The organism is Arcticibacterium sp. (genome assembly GCF_055134445.1).
The window spans coordinates 1-16,185 of sequence record NZ_JBSRVI010000170.1 but is presented as its reverse complement, the minus strand read 5'-3'; the positions used below and the strand labels follow the sequence as shown (position 1 = coordinate 16,185).

Genomic DNA, 16,185 nt, shown 5'->3' with positions numbered 1-16,185 from the left:
CAGTTTAGGAACTAAAGCTTAACATATAAAAGTCAATAGCATAAATGATTAAGAATTACATCAAAATCGCCTGGAGAAACCTCCTTAATTTAAAGTCTTTCGGACTTATAAATCTACTTGGTCTTACGGTGGGAACAGTCTGCTGTATGGCTATCTTGATTTATGTGCAGTCTCAGTTCGGTTATGAAAAACATTTCAAAGACTACGAAAGAATATATAAAGTAACCACCACCATTGACAATCCAGACACGCCAGATTTTGTAGCCATTACGTCTTCTCCAGGTATGGGTCCAGCTCTGCTTCAAAACTTTGAAGAAGTGGAGATACAAACGCGAGTAGTGAGCATGGACAACGAGTTTCTTATGAAACCCGAAGGCTCTTCCAAATCATTTTTCGAGAAAGACGGCATTTTGGCTGATTCTACATTTTTTGACGTTTTTAGTTTTACCGGGATTGCGGGAAATTTAAAATCTGCTTTGGATAATCCAAACAGTATTGTCCTTTCTTCGGAAATAGCTAAAAAGCTATTTGGCAACTCCAATGCAGCGATGGGCAAGGCCTTACAAATTTCAAATTCGGGTGAAGCATTCACTGCCCAAGTAACGGCTATTTTTGACGAAAAAGTGGGCAAATCTCATTTAAGACCAAATTTTGTGCTCAGTATAGGAAGTACAGGAATGGGAAGGTTTCTCCAAAATTCCACTGAACTAGCTACTAATAATTTTGTTCACACTTATTTAAAGGTCAATCCCAATACTAAACTACCAGTCCTTGCCTCAAAACTTCCTAATTTCTTGGAAAAGAATGCGAAAGAGATGCTGCTTTCTAGAAATATGGATAAAACATTGGGCTTAATAAAAATAGAAGATATAAACCTTAAATCCAGCCAATATGCCTTTCCCATTGGCAAAGTCTCTGATATAAATTATCTGTATCTACTGCTTGGAATAGCCATTTTCATTCAACTCATGGCCTGTGTTAATTATATAAACTTAACCACTGCACAAGCCACTAGGAGAGCTAAAGAAATAGGCGTAAGAAAAGTGAACGGGGCTGCCAGCAAAGCCCTGGTTTATCAGTTTATTACCGAATCACTCTTATTCTCTCTCCTGGCCGTAATTTTGGCCATCCCCATTGTGATTCTAGCACTCCCATATATCAATGACCTTCTGAACGCTGAACTAAATATTCGTAATATTTTATCGCTACAAACACTATATATTATTTTAGGAATTAGCATATTAACAGGTGTATTAGCAGGCTCCTACCCTGCCTTCTACCTCTCCTTAATGAATCCTATCAAAATTCTAAAAAAGAGCTTTAAAACAGGGAAAAGAGCCTTTGTCCTTAGAAACGGACTTGTTATTTTTCAGTTTGTCATGGTGTTTTTGCTTATATATGCTGTTTCAGTTATTACGCAGCAATTAAATCACCTCAGCAATACTGATATAGGTTTTTCACAAAACCAAAAGCTGGTAATTCCATTAAAAACACAAGGTGCTGTGGCAAATTATGAGGTGTTAAAAAATGAGTTGAAGTCTATTCCACAAGTAGCGGAAATTACTGCTACCCAATTCATTCCGTCAGAAAACATCTGGTACGACCAAAAACTTTTTCTCAAAGGAAAGACTGTGGATGAGGGTCAAATAGTACACTTAAATTTAGCACGAGAGAACTTCTTTAAAACTATGGAAATCACGCTGTTGAAAGGGAGAGTATTCCCGGAGGCAGATGGCACCCAAATGGTAGTAAACGAAACCTTTTTAAAAACTTATGGTATAAACCTAGATAAGGCCATAGGTATGCAGTTCCTAAATCAGGAGATGGATGCCGGCGACACACCCTATGAAATAGTGGGCGTTATTAAAGATTACAATTTCCTTTCTTTAAAAACCGTGGTAGTCCCTGTAGTCACATTTTACGATAGTAATCTAAACAATATGATTGTCAAATTTGATGCACAGAACACCTCACAATTGCTGTCTGCTATGGAAGAAAAATGGTTGACAAAAAATCCAGATGTTCCTTTTCAATATAGTTTCCTAGACGAGCGGATGGCCACTGTTTATGCAACTGAATTACGCCTTAAAAAAGTCTCACACACCTTCGCCTTTTTGGCCATTTTTATCAGTTTGCTGGGCATATGGGGATTGGTTTCCTTCACTACCCAGCAACGTACCAAAGAGATTGGTGTTAGGAAAGTTTTGGGAGCGTCTGTAAGCGAGATTACCAGACTACTTTCAAAAGAATTTGTGATATTGGTAGGTATCTCTGTGATTATAGGAGCACCCTTAGGCATGTATGCCATGGGCTCATGGTTAGACGGATATGCTTATAAAATTAATAACACGTCTGTTTTAATGATTTTTGCAGCTCTTACTACATTGATCGTTTGTCTTATTACTGTGATATACAAAACATTGAATGCCGCGAAAGCAAATCCTGTGGACAGCATTAAAAGCGAATAGTTTAAAGCACCAAAATTAAAGACAAAACTATGTTAAAGAATTACATCAAAATAGCCTGGAGAAATCTGATAAGAAATAAAGCCTTCAGTGCTATAAATATTGTAGGCTTAGCCATAGGACTTACTTCATTTGTCTTTATTCTAGAATACATAGGCTTAGAAAAAGGAGTCAATCAGTTTCATGAAAATTCTGACCGTATATACCGTGTCATGAATTTTAGTTTAGAAGGAGAAAGTTGGCCAGAGATAGCCCCTGGCTGGGCAAAAATTATAGCTAATGAAATTCCAGCAGTTCAGTCCTATTGTCGTTTTGAACAAGGCGTAGGAGCGGGTATAGTACAAAATGAAGCCTCCAATATCTCTTTCAGAGAAAACAGCATTGGTTACGCAGAAAGTAACTTTTTCGATTTCTTTAGTTTTCCTCTTTTAAAGGGGAATAAAGTAGATTTTGAGGCTCCAAATACCACTTTTATTTCTGAAACAACTGCTAAGAAATACTTTGGCAATGCAGATGCTATTGGCCAACAATTAGTACTCAATAACCAATTCAAAGCCATCAGCTATACCGTAAAAGGTGTTTTTAAAGACATGGATCATCACTCCAGTTTTCAATATGATATGTTGTTTTCTTTAGAAACGCTTAGAAATCCCTCAAATTTAGGGGGAAACGACTGGGCAAACCTTGACAATAAAGATTCTCAATACATCCAAACGATGCTATTGCTTAATGAAGGAAGCGATTTCAAACAGACTGAGTCAAAACTTAATGCACTATATCAATCTTTAAATGGCGAGGATGATGGTACTGCTCTCAGGATGCAGTCTTTAAATAATCTACATATTGCCGCCTCACTTGATGAGGACTTAGCTACCACTGGCAACCTGAAATACATTTACATCCTTTCGGGTGTTGCACTTTTAATTCTGCTGATTGCTTGGTTTAACTATATCAACCTTTCTACAGCTGCTTCTCTAAAAAGAGCAGCCGAAATAGGTATTAGAAAGGCCATAGGTGCTACCAAACCACAGGTTCTTAGCCAATTTTTAATAGAAACGGCTCTTTTAAATTTGCTAAGTATTGGTTTAGCCCTGCTTTTGATTTTTTCATTACAGCCATATTTCAATGAACTCATTGGAAAACAAGCAAATCTCAATGATTTGGGCGATGCATCCGTATGGATCAGTGGCGGTTTTGTTCTTCTTTCCATTTGCATTGCATCAGGACTTTATGCTGCTTTCATTATGTCTGGTTTCAATCCTGTTGATACTTTAAAGGGGGAAATTGGCGGCCGCAGAAAAGGGCAATGGATTAGGAAAGGTTTGGTTATTACTCAATTTGGTATCTCTGCTTCCATGATTTTAGCGACTGTTGTTATTTATTCGCAGTTGAACTTTATGAAAAGCGAAAGCTTAGGAATAAACGCCAAGCAAACTTTAATCCTGAATGGTCCACAAGTTGGACAAAATGATTCTTATACTAATAGGGTTGGGGCATTTGATGATTACTTAAGCCAGCAAAGCTTTGTGCTTAATCACTCAGAATCAGGTTCTGTACCCAGTAAGTTTTACAATTTTAAAACTTCAGGTTTTACACAGCCAGGTTCTAAACCAGACGACAAGTTTACAGCCTACTCATTTGTCATCATTGATGATTCTTATTTCCCCACTTACGAAGTTTCTCTTGTTGCAGGAAGAAATTTCTCTGCCGTCGAATGCGATGTGGAATGGAATGAAAACAGCAAAATCATCATAAATGAAAAGGCCGTAGAAGCTCTTGGTTTTGAATCAAATCAAGACGCTATTCTTGAAGGCATTCAATGGGACGAACGTCATTTAGATATCATTGGAATTAGCAAAGATTACCATCATACCAGCTTACATTCAGAAATTAAACCTATGCTGTTTTACCCCCAAAACAACAACAACTATTATTCTATAAAACTTACCCAAGAAGACCTCCCAAAGAAAATAGCCGCCATTGAAGCTTCTTTCAAATCCACCTTTCCTGGAAATCCTTTCGATTATACTTTTGTGGATCAAGCGTTTGCAGAAACCTATACACAGGAGCAGCAATACGGCCGCGTTTTTAGCACAGCCTCTGGCTTATCCATATTCATCGCCTGTCTAGGACTCTTTGGCTTGGCCATGTTTACAGTGGAATCTAGAACCAAAGAGATTGGTGTTAGAAAAGTGTTGGGAGCAAGTGTGGCCTCCGTGGTCGGTTTATTAAGTAAAGACTTTTTGAAATTGGTGGTGGTGGCTCTATTCATAGCCATACCTATTTCAACCTATTTTATGAATATGTGGTTGGCAGATTTCCCATTCAGAATAGACATAGAATGGTGGATGATTGGCATTGTCGCTATAGTATCTATACTTATTGCCATAATAACCGTCAGTTTTCAAAGCATAAAAGGGGCCATCAGCAATCCTGTAGAATCCCTTAAAACAGAATAGTCTCAAGTGTATAAAAAATTATGATAAAGAATTACATCAAAATAGCTTGGAGGAACATGCTCAAAAGCAAGGGCACCTTCGCTATAAATATTACTGGCCTTTCTTCCGGATTAGCCTGTTTTATTCTCATTGCCTTATGGGTTAAGGATGAAATGAGTTTTGATAAATTTCACGAAAATGATAAACAGCTTTATCAAGTCATGGAGGCGATGGAAGCCAATGGCGACATTTCTGTCAATCCTGACACACAGGGTTTACTGGCCGAAACAATGGCAAAAGACCTCCCAGAGGTTGAAAAGGCGACAACTTTTTTCTCACTTGTAAATGAAGGCTATGAATTTAACTTAAAAACACCTAATAATAAGATCGTAAAGGCTGGGGCCATTTTTGCGGATAAAGCTTTCTTTGAAATATTTACGTTTCCTCTTATTCAAGGAAACACCTCGCAGGTTTTTAATCAGAAAGAATCTGTAGTTATATCAGAGAGTTTGGCTCAAAAGATTTTTGGCTCTTCAGATGTTTTGGGCGAAACCATCGATTGTACATTTTTTGGTATGAGTGTACTCGCCAAAGTCACTGGCGTGATGCACGATGTACCAGAAAATAGCACCATGCAGTTTGATTTTGTATTGACCAAAGGAACACTCTTTGACATGGTACCCAACTTTAAAGAATGGAGTAATGAAGGTACTAACACATTCATAACTTTAAAAGAAGGCACAAATATAGAAGCCTTCAATGCCAAGATTAAAAACTTTGTTCACGCTTACAGCAACGACACGCGTTTCCAGTCATTTGTAAGACCTTACTCAGACGCCTATTTATATGGCACTTACGAAAACGGTGTTCAGTCGGGCGGGCGAATAAACTATGTCAAACTTTTCTCCATCATCGGCCTGTTCATCCTAATAATCGCCTGTATTAATTTCATGAATTTGAGTACGGCTACCGCTTCAAAAAGAGAAAAAGAAATTGGAATAAAGAAGGCTGTAGGTTCGTCCAGAGGTAGTTTGATACTTCAGTTTTTGTCAGAATCGGTTATGACCGTATTATTTGCCCTTGCTGTAGCTGTCGTTTTAGTGATAGTTTTATTACCCAATTTTAATGACATCACGGGCAAATCTATTTCCTTAAATATTGATGTGTTAACAGTTATTTATCTTCTTTTAGGAGCTATTGTCACGGGTGTCATTTCAGGATACTACCCTGCATTTTACCTTTCTAGCATTACTACCATCGGTATTTTAAAAGGCAAGGTCAAGACCTCTTTTAGTGAAATTTTAGCTCGAAAAGGGCTTGTCGTCTTTCAGTTTTCCATATCACTTTTTCTTATTGTGGCGGTATTGGCTGTTTATAATCAAGTCCAGTTTATTCAAAACATGAACTTGGGTTACGATAAAGAAAATGTGATTTATATAGAGCGTGACGGCCCTTTAATGGAAAAATCTGACGCTTTCTTATCTAGGGCTAAAGAAATACCAGAAATCACAAATGCCTCTTCTATACAGGGAGCCATTGCCCAGTCTGGCGATAACTCAAACACTTCCGGACTTGACTGGCAAGGAAGAGACCCAGAAGCAAGTTTAGTATTCTCTATAAAAACGGTGGATTACGACTTAATAGAAACCTTGGACATTGAAATGGCCGAAGGTCGTAGTTTCTCAAGAGATTTTGGTACTGAAAACGAAAGTTTGATATTCAACGAAACCGCCATTAAAGCTATGGGAATTGAAAACCCGATAGGTAAAAAGATAAACATGTGGGGTGAAGAAAAAATCATAGTGGGTGTAACAAAAGATTTTTTTTCAAGCTCCATTCATGAGACCATTCAGCCTGTTTTATTTAGATATTCGCCTCAGCGTACTTCGCAATTCGTCTTTAGAGTTGCCAAAGGTCAAGAAGCAACAGCCATAGCGAGTCTAAATGATTTATATGCTGAGTTTAATCCTGGCTATCCATTCAATTACTCCTTTATGGATGATAATTATCAAACCCTCTATGCCTCAGAAAAAAGAGTAGCAACCCTTTCCAAATACTTTGCGGGTTTAGCCATTCTAATTTCGTGCTTGGGCTTATTTGGACTGGCCTTGTTTAATGCCAAACAACGAGCAAAAGAAATAGGCGTCCGAAAAGTACTCGGAGCCTCGGTAGGCAGAGTGGTCTTATTACTTTCGAGTGACTTTGTCAAACTAACTTTAGTGGCAGTCTTATTCGCTTTTCCATTAAGCTGGTATGCCATAAATAAATGGCTGGATGGCTATGCCTATAAAGCAGAACTTGATTACGCCATTTTTATTTATTCCTTCATCGGGATTGTTTTAATAACGGTAATTACCGTGAGTTATCAGGCTATTAAAGCGGCTTTGGTAAATCCTGTGGAAAGCTTAAAGAGCGAGTAAAAAAACTAAGCATTTATAACATTTTTAGGAAAGAGTAGTGTCTACAAAGATTCTACTCTTTTTCTTTATCGAGCTATCACTTTCCACCACAACCTTCATAAACCTATATCTAACAAGTACTTACGGCTTTTTCAACATCAAACCACTAACCAATTAGTAGATAAATACTAATTCATTAGGAATGCTACTAATCAATTAGTAGTATTGTGTATCAATAATTCAAATTATGGTACAATTAGCAAAGAGAGAAGACCAAATAATGCAGATAGTTTGGCAACAAGGAAACGTATTCATCAGAGATATAATAGAAGAGTTACCCGAGCCAAAACCACATTACAACTCTGTGGCCACTATTGTAAAAATTCTTGTAAAAAAAGGATTTCTGAACTCTGAAAAAATAGGCAACACACACCAATATTCAGCAGCTGTTCCTTTTGAAGATTACAGAACAGATCATTTAGGAGAAATGAACATCAAGAAGAAATTCTTTGGTGGCTCGTTCTCTAGAATGGTTGCACATTTTGCCAAAGGCGAAAACCTTTCGGAAGAAGAGATTAAAGAATTGGTTTCGGTTATCAACAAAAATAAAGACGCCTAAGCCATGCTAGTAATACTTTTAAAAGCCTCCTTTATACTCGCTGTTTTACTGGTGTTTTATAAACTATTTTTAGAAAAAGAAAGCTTCTTTTCTACCAACAGAGTTTATCTACTCGCCAGTTTGGCCTTGGCGTTTACCCTACCCTATATTGTTTTGCCGAAAATGGTCAATCAACAAGGTCTGGTTTCTGAATTCATAGAAAAGGTTGACACAAAACCATCAGCCGTGGCACCATTTAAAAAGGTTGAAGCATTACAAAATGTGGAAAGTGCTTCAACAGCGGAAAATGGCGTTCAAACGGTTTCAACGGAAAGAACTTTGGCAGACTGGTTAGTTCTAATCTATTATTTCGGGGTTGCCATTTTCTTTTTAAACTTTATTTCTCAGGTTATCTCTATTCTCCTAAAAGTCTGGAAAAGCCATGACAAAATAGAAGACGAACATGCCATCATTATCAATACAAGCCTTGTTCAAGAGCCTTGCTCTTTCTTCCATTATATCTTTATCAACCCTGAGAGTTATGATTTTGAGACCTATGAGCAAATTCTAAAACATGAAAAAATCCATGTAAGTAAACGTCATTCTTTTGATTTACTTTTTGCTGAATTGGCCGTTATCATCCTTTGGTTTAACCCGCTGGTTTGGCTTTGGAGAAAAGAGGTAGAAAAAAACATAGAATACCAAACAGACGATTTATTGCTAGAAAGAAAAGCTGTAAAACGAGATTCATATCAAATGAACCTCCTCAAAGTAGCTACCTACACCGGCCCTTTGACCATTACTACTAACTATAATCAGTCATTATTAAAACAACGAATTATGAAAATGAATACAAAAAAATCGAACAATCAGAGTTACTGGAAATATGCTTTTATAGCACCATTGCTCTTTGCTACTTTACTATTGACTAACAATCCTGTTGAAACTTTTGCACAAGAAAAAATCAGCCAAAACAACGCTGAGCCGATTAAGGAGTCAACCTCAATAATTGATAGAGCAGACGCTGAACCTGAAAGCATCAGAGATTTCGTTTTTAGCACAAAAGGTTGCAGAAACCTCTTAAATGCGGTAAAAAAAGAAAACATTCAAGACGTAAGAGAGTTCTTAAAAAATCAAGACCCCGACTGTGCGTATACGGGCGACGGTGAGCCACGTTCACCATTGGTAGCAGCTGCCCGCCAAGGCAATTACGAAATTGGTAAAATGATTTTAGAAGCAGGAGGAGATACAGAATATCACTTTTCAAGAGATGAAAGTCCGCTAATGGCTGTTTCTCGAAGCGGAAATATAGAACTTACTCATTTACTCTTAGAATATGGTGCAGATGTTAATAAAGAGAGCCGCGGAGATGGTACAGCACTAATTTATGCCGTAAGGAATAACCGCTATGAAATAGCAGAATTGCTACTAGAAGCTGGTGCAGACCCATATCAAAATGTTCCTGGAGATGAATACGCTATGTTTCATGCTCGCTCATCTGGCAATACGAAGATGATTAATCTGCTCCAGAAATACGAATAGAATTAGCGAAAAAATATACTAGTATTAAACAAAAAGCCTAGAAAGGGCTTCTAGCCACTGCTTTGTCGAAACTGTCAAACGGAAGACAATGTCAGTTTGAACGATTACAATGTCACATCGAGCGAAGAGGTTGTCAGTTCGAGCGATTACTGTCACATCGAGCGAAGTCCCTGCCTGTAGGCAGACAGGGAGATGCTCCTTTAACGACTGTTCTCGTCTTCGCTCGAACTGACAACATTCTAGAGTGCAAATTGTCAAAAAAAACAGCAAACACTCGGCACCCCTCATCCAACACCAGACACCAAAACCCATGTTCCAAAACAATCTAAGAACAGCCTTCAGATACCTCAAGAATCACAAGCAATTCACTTTGATAAACATCATCGGACTTACTTTTGGTTTCTATTGTTTCTTTTTACTAAATGCTTACGTGCTCCGTGAAAGCTCTTTTGATACGGAACAAGAAAACGTGTATCGCCTGCTAGAAATAGCCACTGAAGAAAACGGAAATGTAAGAGAGTCGGCTCAGTTAGCTCCAGCCATAGCTAGAAAATCAGCTGACCTTTTTGATGAAATAGAAACCCAAACGCAAATTTTACCCATAGGAAGAACCGATGTAGGAAACGACCCTGAAACGGTTTCTCATGAACCAATTGTTATCTTATGCCATAATTTTCCGGCTGTTTTTGACTTCCCCTTTGCCGAAGGTAGCCTTACGAATGAATCAAACGGCATAGTACTTACCAAGGCTATCAAAGAGAAATATTTTGGTAAAGAGCCTGCTCTAGGGAAGGTTTTAAAAACAGGTTATGGTGAGCATCCTATTGTGGCTGTTTATCAAGACTTTCCAGAAAACTCACATCTAATGAATGGGATTTTCTTAACCGAAGCTGTAGCAAAAGGAATATTTGATGAATGGGAACAAGCTATTTCTGGTGATTTTGAAAACAGAAACTTCATTTCCTATTTCAAGCTTAATCCACAAACAGATTTCAATGCTTTAGGTGTTAAGATCCAAAACCTTACAAAAGATAATTATCCTAAAGAAAAACCATTCAACAGCACATTTACGCTGCAGCCCGTACAGGATATTCACTTATACCAAAATGACGTAGAGGGAGAAATAAACAAGTCTAAAGCCAATGGTCTTTATGTAAAACTCTTCTTTTGGATAGGTTTAATAATTCTATTAGTGGCTTGTTTTAATTATGCTGGCTTACTGAATATCGCCTTCATGGACAGAGCCAAAGAGATTAATCTCAGACAAATGATGGGTTCAGGTAAACTACAATTGCTGCGTCAATTCCTTGCCGAATCTATGTTACTCACTACCATTTCTATGGTGCTCGCTTTTCTGATTTTACTTGTCAGTAAAGCCGCTGTTCAGAACCTTTTTAACACTACCCTAAACCTTTCTGAGATACCTCTCAAGGGAATTCTTTTTACGCTAGCGGCAGGACTTTTCATTAGCTTTTTGGCGGTCGCTTATCCTTTCTCCCTCATCATCAAAAATGATTCTTATCGCAGCAAATTCTCCGCTTCCAAATTACCGTTTAGACGTGTGATGTTAGTGTTTCAGTTTGTGGCCGTTATCTCATTTTTGATGGCTTCCATTGTCTTTAATAAGCAACTAGATTTTCTAAAGAACCGAGAAATTGGTTTTAAGAAAGATGGCTTAGCCATGATTGATGTCAACAGTCGTGTTTACCGACAACGGTTTGAAGCTATAAAGGCAGAATTTTTAAGAATACCGGAAGTAGAATCTGTAAGTGTAACCTCACGTGTACCAGGGGAGTGGAAAAATATCCCTTTAGTGAAAACATTAAAAACTGGACAAAGCAGAGAAACAGCCCAAGATGCCCTTTTCATAGGTGCGGATAAAGACTTTTTGAAGACCTTTCAAGTAGAGCTTCTTAAAGGTGAAAACTTTAGAGGGCTGCCGGCAGATAGCACAAAAGTGCTTATCAATGAGGCCGCAGTTAAGACACTTGGCTTTTCACAGCCTATCGGTCAAAACATTGAAATACCTGCTGTTAATTATGGCGGAAGTTTAAATGAACTTGATCAAACCTTCAAAGTCAGCATAGCCGGCGTGGTGAAAGATTTTCAAATGGAAGACTTTAGGACTACGGTAAAACCTTTAATCATAAGCCATTGGAACAATCCTATTCATAGCATTGATTACTATACATTGAAAATCAATTCAGCTGATTGGCAAAAAACAAGAATGGCCATTGAAGAGGTAAACGATGCTTTTGCTCCAGAAAGCCCTGTAGAATTCAATGTTTTAGATGCCCAGTTCGACCGTTTTTTAGCTACCGATTTGTCCAGATTTAAGCTCCTAAATTTCTTTTCCAGTATAATTGTACTTCTTGCTTTTATGGGTCTTTTCGCCATGAGTGCATTTGTTGCCAAAAGCCGAACCAAAGAGATCGGCATCAGAAAAGTACTGGGTTCTAGTGTTTCTGAGATAGTCACCTTATTATCGGCAGACTTTGTCAAACTTGTTTTTGTAGGTTTATTAATAGCTACACCAATAACCTGGTATTTATTAGATCAATGGCTGACAGATTTTGCCTATCAAATAGAAATTAAATGGTGGATGGCAGCTATAGCTGCTTTAGGCTGTATGATATTGACACTCGGAACTGTAAGTTTTCAAGCTATAAAAGGTGCTTTGGCAAATCCCGTGAAATCTTTGAAGAGCGAGTAAGCACCACCAAAATAATAATTCACGATGTCCGAAAGCAAATCAAAATGTTCGCTTTCGGACATTTTAGCTTAAATCAATAGAACACAAAACACTATCTATAAGAAAACTAACACTACTGGCATGGTGTATGAATTTAAATGTAGCAGCAAGGAGCTCTTATAAACTCAAACTAAATTATGCTTAGAAACTATCTTAAAATCGCTTGGAGAAACCTCCTCAAAAACAAAGGATTCTCTGCCATAAATATTGGAGGTCTTGCCTTAGGAATGACTGTGTCTATTTTGATAGGTTTATGGGTCTACGACGAAATTTCATTTGATAACACCCATCAGAAGAAAGACAGAATAGTACAGGTGATGCAGCATATCCAACGCAATGGAGATAAGAAAACTCAGGCTTGGAATCCATACCCCATGGCAAGCGAAATAAGAAAACTATATGGCTCCGATTTTGAATACCTTTCTCAGTCTAATGGTAGTTACGAGGTATTAAAAATAGGGGACAAAAAAGCTTTTCATGAAGGCAAATTCTTTGAAGAAGAAATTACAGACATCCTAACTTTTGATTTTATTGAAGGTACAAAGTCTGCATTAAACGACCCCTACTCTATCATGCTTTCTGAGCGTGTGGCTAAATCGCTTTTTGGCGAAGCCAAAGCTATAGATAAAGTCATTAGCATTAACGACAAATATGACGTCAAAGTAACTGCAGTTTATAAAGATTTTCCCGAAAACTCCACCTTCAAAAGCATTGCCTACGTGATGCCATGGAAGCTCTTCGAAATCAGAGAGGCAGAATGGTTAAATAACATGGAAGACCCATGGCGACCAAACTTCGCTTTTACCTACGGTCTTTTAGCCAAAAACGCAGATTTAGAAACGGTTTCTGCCAAAATAAAAGACACGCGATTAAGAAACTTGAATGAAAGATTAGCTCTCCAAAAACCCGAAGTGTTTTTATTTCCAATGGCCAAGTGGCACTTATACGAAGAGTTTGAGAATGGTATAAATTCAGGTGGAAGAATAGAATATGTTTGGTTATTTGGTATAGTAGGTTTGTTCGTTTTGTTTTTGGCCTGTATAAACTTCATGAATTTGAGCACTGCTCAGTCAGAGAAAAAAGCGAAAGAAGTAGGCATCAGAAAGGCCATAGGTTCAAAAAAAAATCAACTCGTTTTTCAATATCTGAGTGAGTCGGTTTTGACTACCACTTTGGCATTAATCATCTCGGTAGCACTAGCATTTTTACTGCTTCCAAGTTTTAATGAGATTGCTGGCAAGAAAATACAAATAGACTGGCTCAGCCCTCTTTTCTGGTCCATTTTAGTTGTTTTCACCCTGATTGTAGGCTTGCTTTCTGGTAGTTATCCTGCCCTCTATTTATCATCTTTCAAACCTGTAAAAGTTTTAAAAGGCACTTTCAAAGCAGGGAAAATGGCAAGTCTTCCAAGAAAAGCTCTTGTAGTAGTTCAGTTCACAGTGAGCATAGCTTTGATTATTGGTACGCTGGTGGTTTTCCAACAAATAAACTTCGCTAAAGACAGACCTCTAGGTTACAATCAAAACAATCTCATTTTTACAAGAATTTCAGATAAAGCTCATCAGAGTTTTGAGGCCATTAAAAATGAGTTAAAGTCAAAAGGATTAGTAGAAGAAATGTCTCAATCTTCTGATCCACCCATCGGAATGGGCAGTACCACCACCGGAATAGACTGGGATGGAAGGGATAAATCACAAAGTCTGGAATTACCATTTTTTGGTGTTTCAAAAGATTACGGCAAAACCATAAACTGGAAAGTGATAGATGGGCGTGATTTTTCAGATGAATTTGACGATATGGGTAAAGCCTTCATCATTAATGAAGCCGCTGCCGAACTTTTTGAAAAAGGTGCTATAGGAACCATGACCAGATGGGATGTAGACCCATTTAAAGTAATTGGCGTGGTAGACAACATGATAGTAGGCTCTCCCTACGACCAAGCTCAGCCTATGTTTTATTACCTTGACAATGGTCAAAAAAGCTTTGTAAACATAAAACTTTCTGGGACAAAAAATATAACAGAATCATTGGCTGGCATTAAGACCGTTTTTGCAAAATTTGACCCAGAAAATACCTTTGATTATGAATTTGTAGACGAAGCCTATTCCTCTAAATTTAGTAGCTTAGAAAGACTAAGCAAACTCATCAATATTTTTGCAACCTTAGCTATTCTCATAAGCTGCTTGGGTTTATTTGGCCTTGCTAGTTTCATGGCTATGCAGCGTTCTAAGGAAATTGGCGTTAGAAAAGTACTTGGAGCTACAGTTACCAACCTTTGGGTCATGCTCTCAAAAGACTTCATCATCCTTGTAATAATATCAATGCTGATTGCTGCTCCTTTAGCTGCTTATTTCATGAATAATTGGCTTGATGGCTTTGATTATAAAACCAACATTGCCTGGTGGACATTTGCTGTCACTGGTTTTGGAGCCTTGATTATAACCATAAGCACAGTGAGCTACCAAAGCATTAAAGCGGCGGTAGTTAACCCTGTAGAATCTTTAAAAAGCGAATAGTTTCGCCAGCCTGACCACGGACAGGGATTTCGTTCAAATTGACAACTATTCGTGAAACAAATAATAATTATGAAAAACATTACAAAGTCAATCGCATTTAGTCTAATCTTTCTTTTTACGGCTATCGCCACAAAAGCACAAAAAATCCGTGTCAATCATTTTGATAAAGTGGTGGTTAATCCTGACATCGAAGTTGTATTTATTCATGGCTCAGAAGAAAGTGTAAGTATTAAAAAAGCTTTTATTGATGAAGATAAGATTGATATAAAAGTGGAAAACAACAGCCTAAAACTCTCCATTGAGGACTGGAACTTAGACAAGAAATATAAGCATAACGGCACTAAAGCTTCTCTAGTGGTGACCTATAGAGATATAAAAGAAGTTGTTTTAAAAGGAGACCAGGATATTCTTATTGAAAATAAACTTACCGCTCAGGACTTTGAAATTAATATCTATGGCGACTCAGAAGTTACCATGAATGATGTAGACATTGATTATATGGAAACTAATAGCTACGGTGACCATACGCTGAAAATAAAATCAGGTAGAATTAACAATCACGATTATACGGTTTTCGGAGATTGTGATGTAAATACTCAGAACGTAGATAATTATACCACAAAATTGATGGTTCTAGGAGATGCTAGTTTTAACATTCATGTGAGTGAATCTTTAAAAATAAATACTTTGGGCGATGCCGATATTACCTACTCTGGAAACCCAAAAATTAGCAAAGGGCTTTCATTAGGTGATACAAGTATTCAGAAAGCTAGATAAACTAAAAATGAGTCAGTCACGCTGTTTTTCTTAGCACAATCAACAAAACACTATGCTTAAAAATTATATCAAAATAGCCTGGAGAAACTTGGTAAACCACCCTACCTACTCTCTTATTAATGTACTTGGTTTGGCCCTTGGCATGGCGGTTACCATCATGATTAGCCTTTGGGTATATGGTGAATTGACTTATGACAGTCACTTTAAAAACAAAGACCAAATAGGGCAGTTTTGGCAAAGCCAAACTTTTAATGGCTCCATCAGTACAGGAAGAGCTATTCCACGTCCATTGGAGTTTGAACTTCATAATAATTACAGTCAATACTTTAAACATGTAATCATGAGTACCTGGACGCAATCCAGATACTTAAGCAATGGAGAAAACACCATCAACAAAACGGGTAACTACATGCAGCAGGCAGGTCCCGAAATGTTTGATTTGGAAATAATAGCTGGTGAAAGAGATGGATTAGTTGACATAAAATCAATTATGCTTTCTCAATCTACCGCAAAAGCACTTTTTGGGGACAGTGAAGCCTTAGGACAAATAGTAAAGGTTAACAACAGAACGGACATGAAAGTTACGGCTGTTTATAAAGACTTCCCTTTCAATACCAGCTTAAACGAAACACAATACATCATGCCGTGGGACCAATACGTGGCAGAAAACGAATGGGTTCAAAACTCGGTAGACAGTT

9 protein-coding genes are annotated in these 16,185 nt (G+C 37.7%); all 9 read left to right on the top strand.

Going from position 1 to position 16,185, the window contains the following annotated elements; translation table 11 throughout:
• The first annotated feature begins 44 nt into the window (after positions 1-44).
• A complete protein-coding gene (locus ACTBZY_RS22525) occupies positions 45-2,468 on the top strand; it encodes an ABC transporter permease (RefSeq protein WP_463048652.1) in 2,424 nt (807 codons plus the stop codon).
• Positions 2,469-2,497: 29 nt separating this feature from the next.
• Positions 2,498-4,924, top strand: a complete 2,427-nt coding sequence (locus ACTBZY_RS22520; RefSeq protein WP_463048651.1) for an ABC transporter permease — start codon at positions 2,498-2,500, stop codon at positions 4,922-4,924.
• A gap of 20 nt (positions 4,925-4,944) precedes the next feature.
• The gene (locus ACTBZY_RS22515; protein ID WP_463048650.1) at positions 4,945-7,323 is read left to right on the top strand and encodes an ABC transporter permease; all 2,379 of its coding nucleotides are present in this window, start codon (positions 4,945-4,947) and stop codon (positions 7,321-7,323) included.
• 226 nt (positions 7,324-7,549) lie between these two features.
• Positions 7,550-7,921, top strand: coding sequence for a BlaI/MecI/CopY family transcriptional regulator (locus ACTBZY_RS22510; RefSeq protein ID WP_463048649.1), 372 nt, complete (start codon positions 7,550-7,552; stop codon positions 7,919-7,921).
• A gap of 3 nt (positions 7,922-7,924) precedes the next feature.
• Positions 7,925-9,442 (top strand): ankyrin repeat domain-containing protein, encoded by a 1,518-nt coding sequence (locus ACTBZY_RS22505; RefSeq protein WP_463048648.1) that lies wholly within the window; start codon positions 7,925-7,927, stop codon positions 9,440-9,442.
• A 370-nt stretch (positions 9,443-9,812) separates the two neighbouring features.
• On the top strand, positions 9,813-12,155 hold the full coding sequence (locus ACTBZY_RS22500; RefSeq protein ID WP_463048647.1) for an FtsX-like permease family protein: 2,343 nt from the start codon (positions 9,813-9,815) through the stop codon (positions 12,153-12,155).
• Between the two features lie 176 nt (positions 12,156-12,331).
• Positions 12,332-14,710: an ABC transporter permease gene (locus ACTBZY_RS22495; RefSeq protein WP_463048646.1), complete on the top strand. Its 2,379-nt coding sequence runs from the start codon at positions 12,332-12,334 to the stop codon at positions 14,708-14,710.
• A gap of 69 nt (positions 14,711-14,779) precedes the next feature.
• Positions 14,780-15,487: a GIN domain-containing protein gene (locus tag ACTBZY_RS22490; RefSeq protein ID WP_463048645.1), complete on the top strand. Its 708-nt coding sequence runs from the start codon at positions 14,780-14,782 to the stop codon at positions 15,485-15,487.
• A gap of 52 nt (positions 15,488-15,539) precedes the next feature.
• Positions 15,540-16,185 (top strand): ABC transporter permease (locus tag ACTBZY_RS22485; protein ID WP_463048644.1); only part of this gene is annotated, 646 nt, incomplete at its 3' end.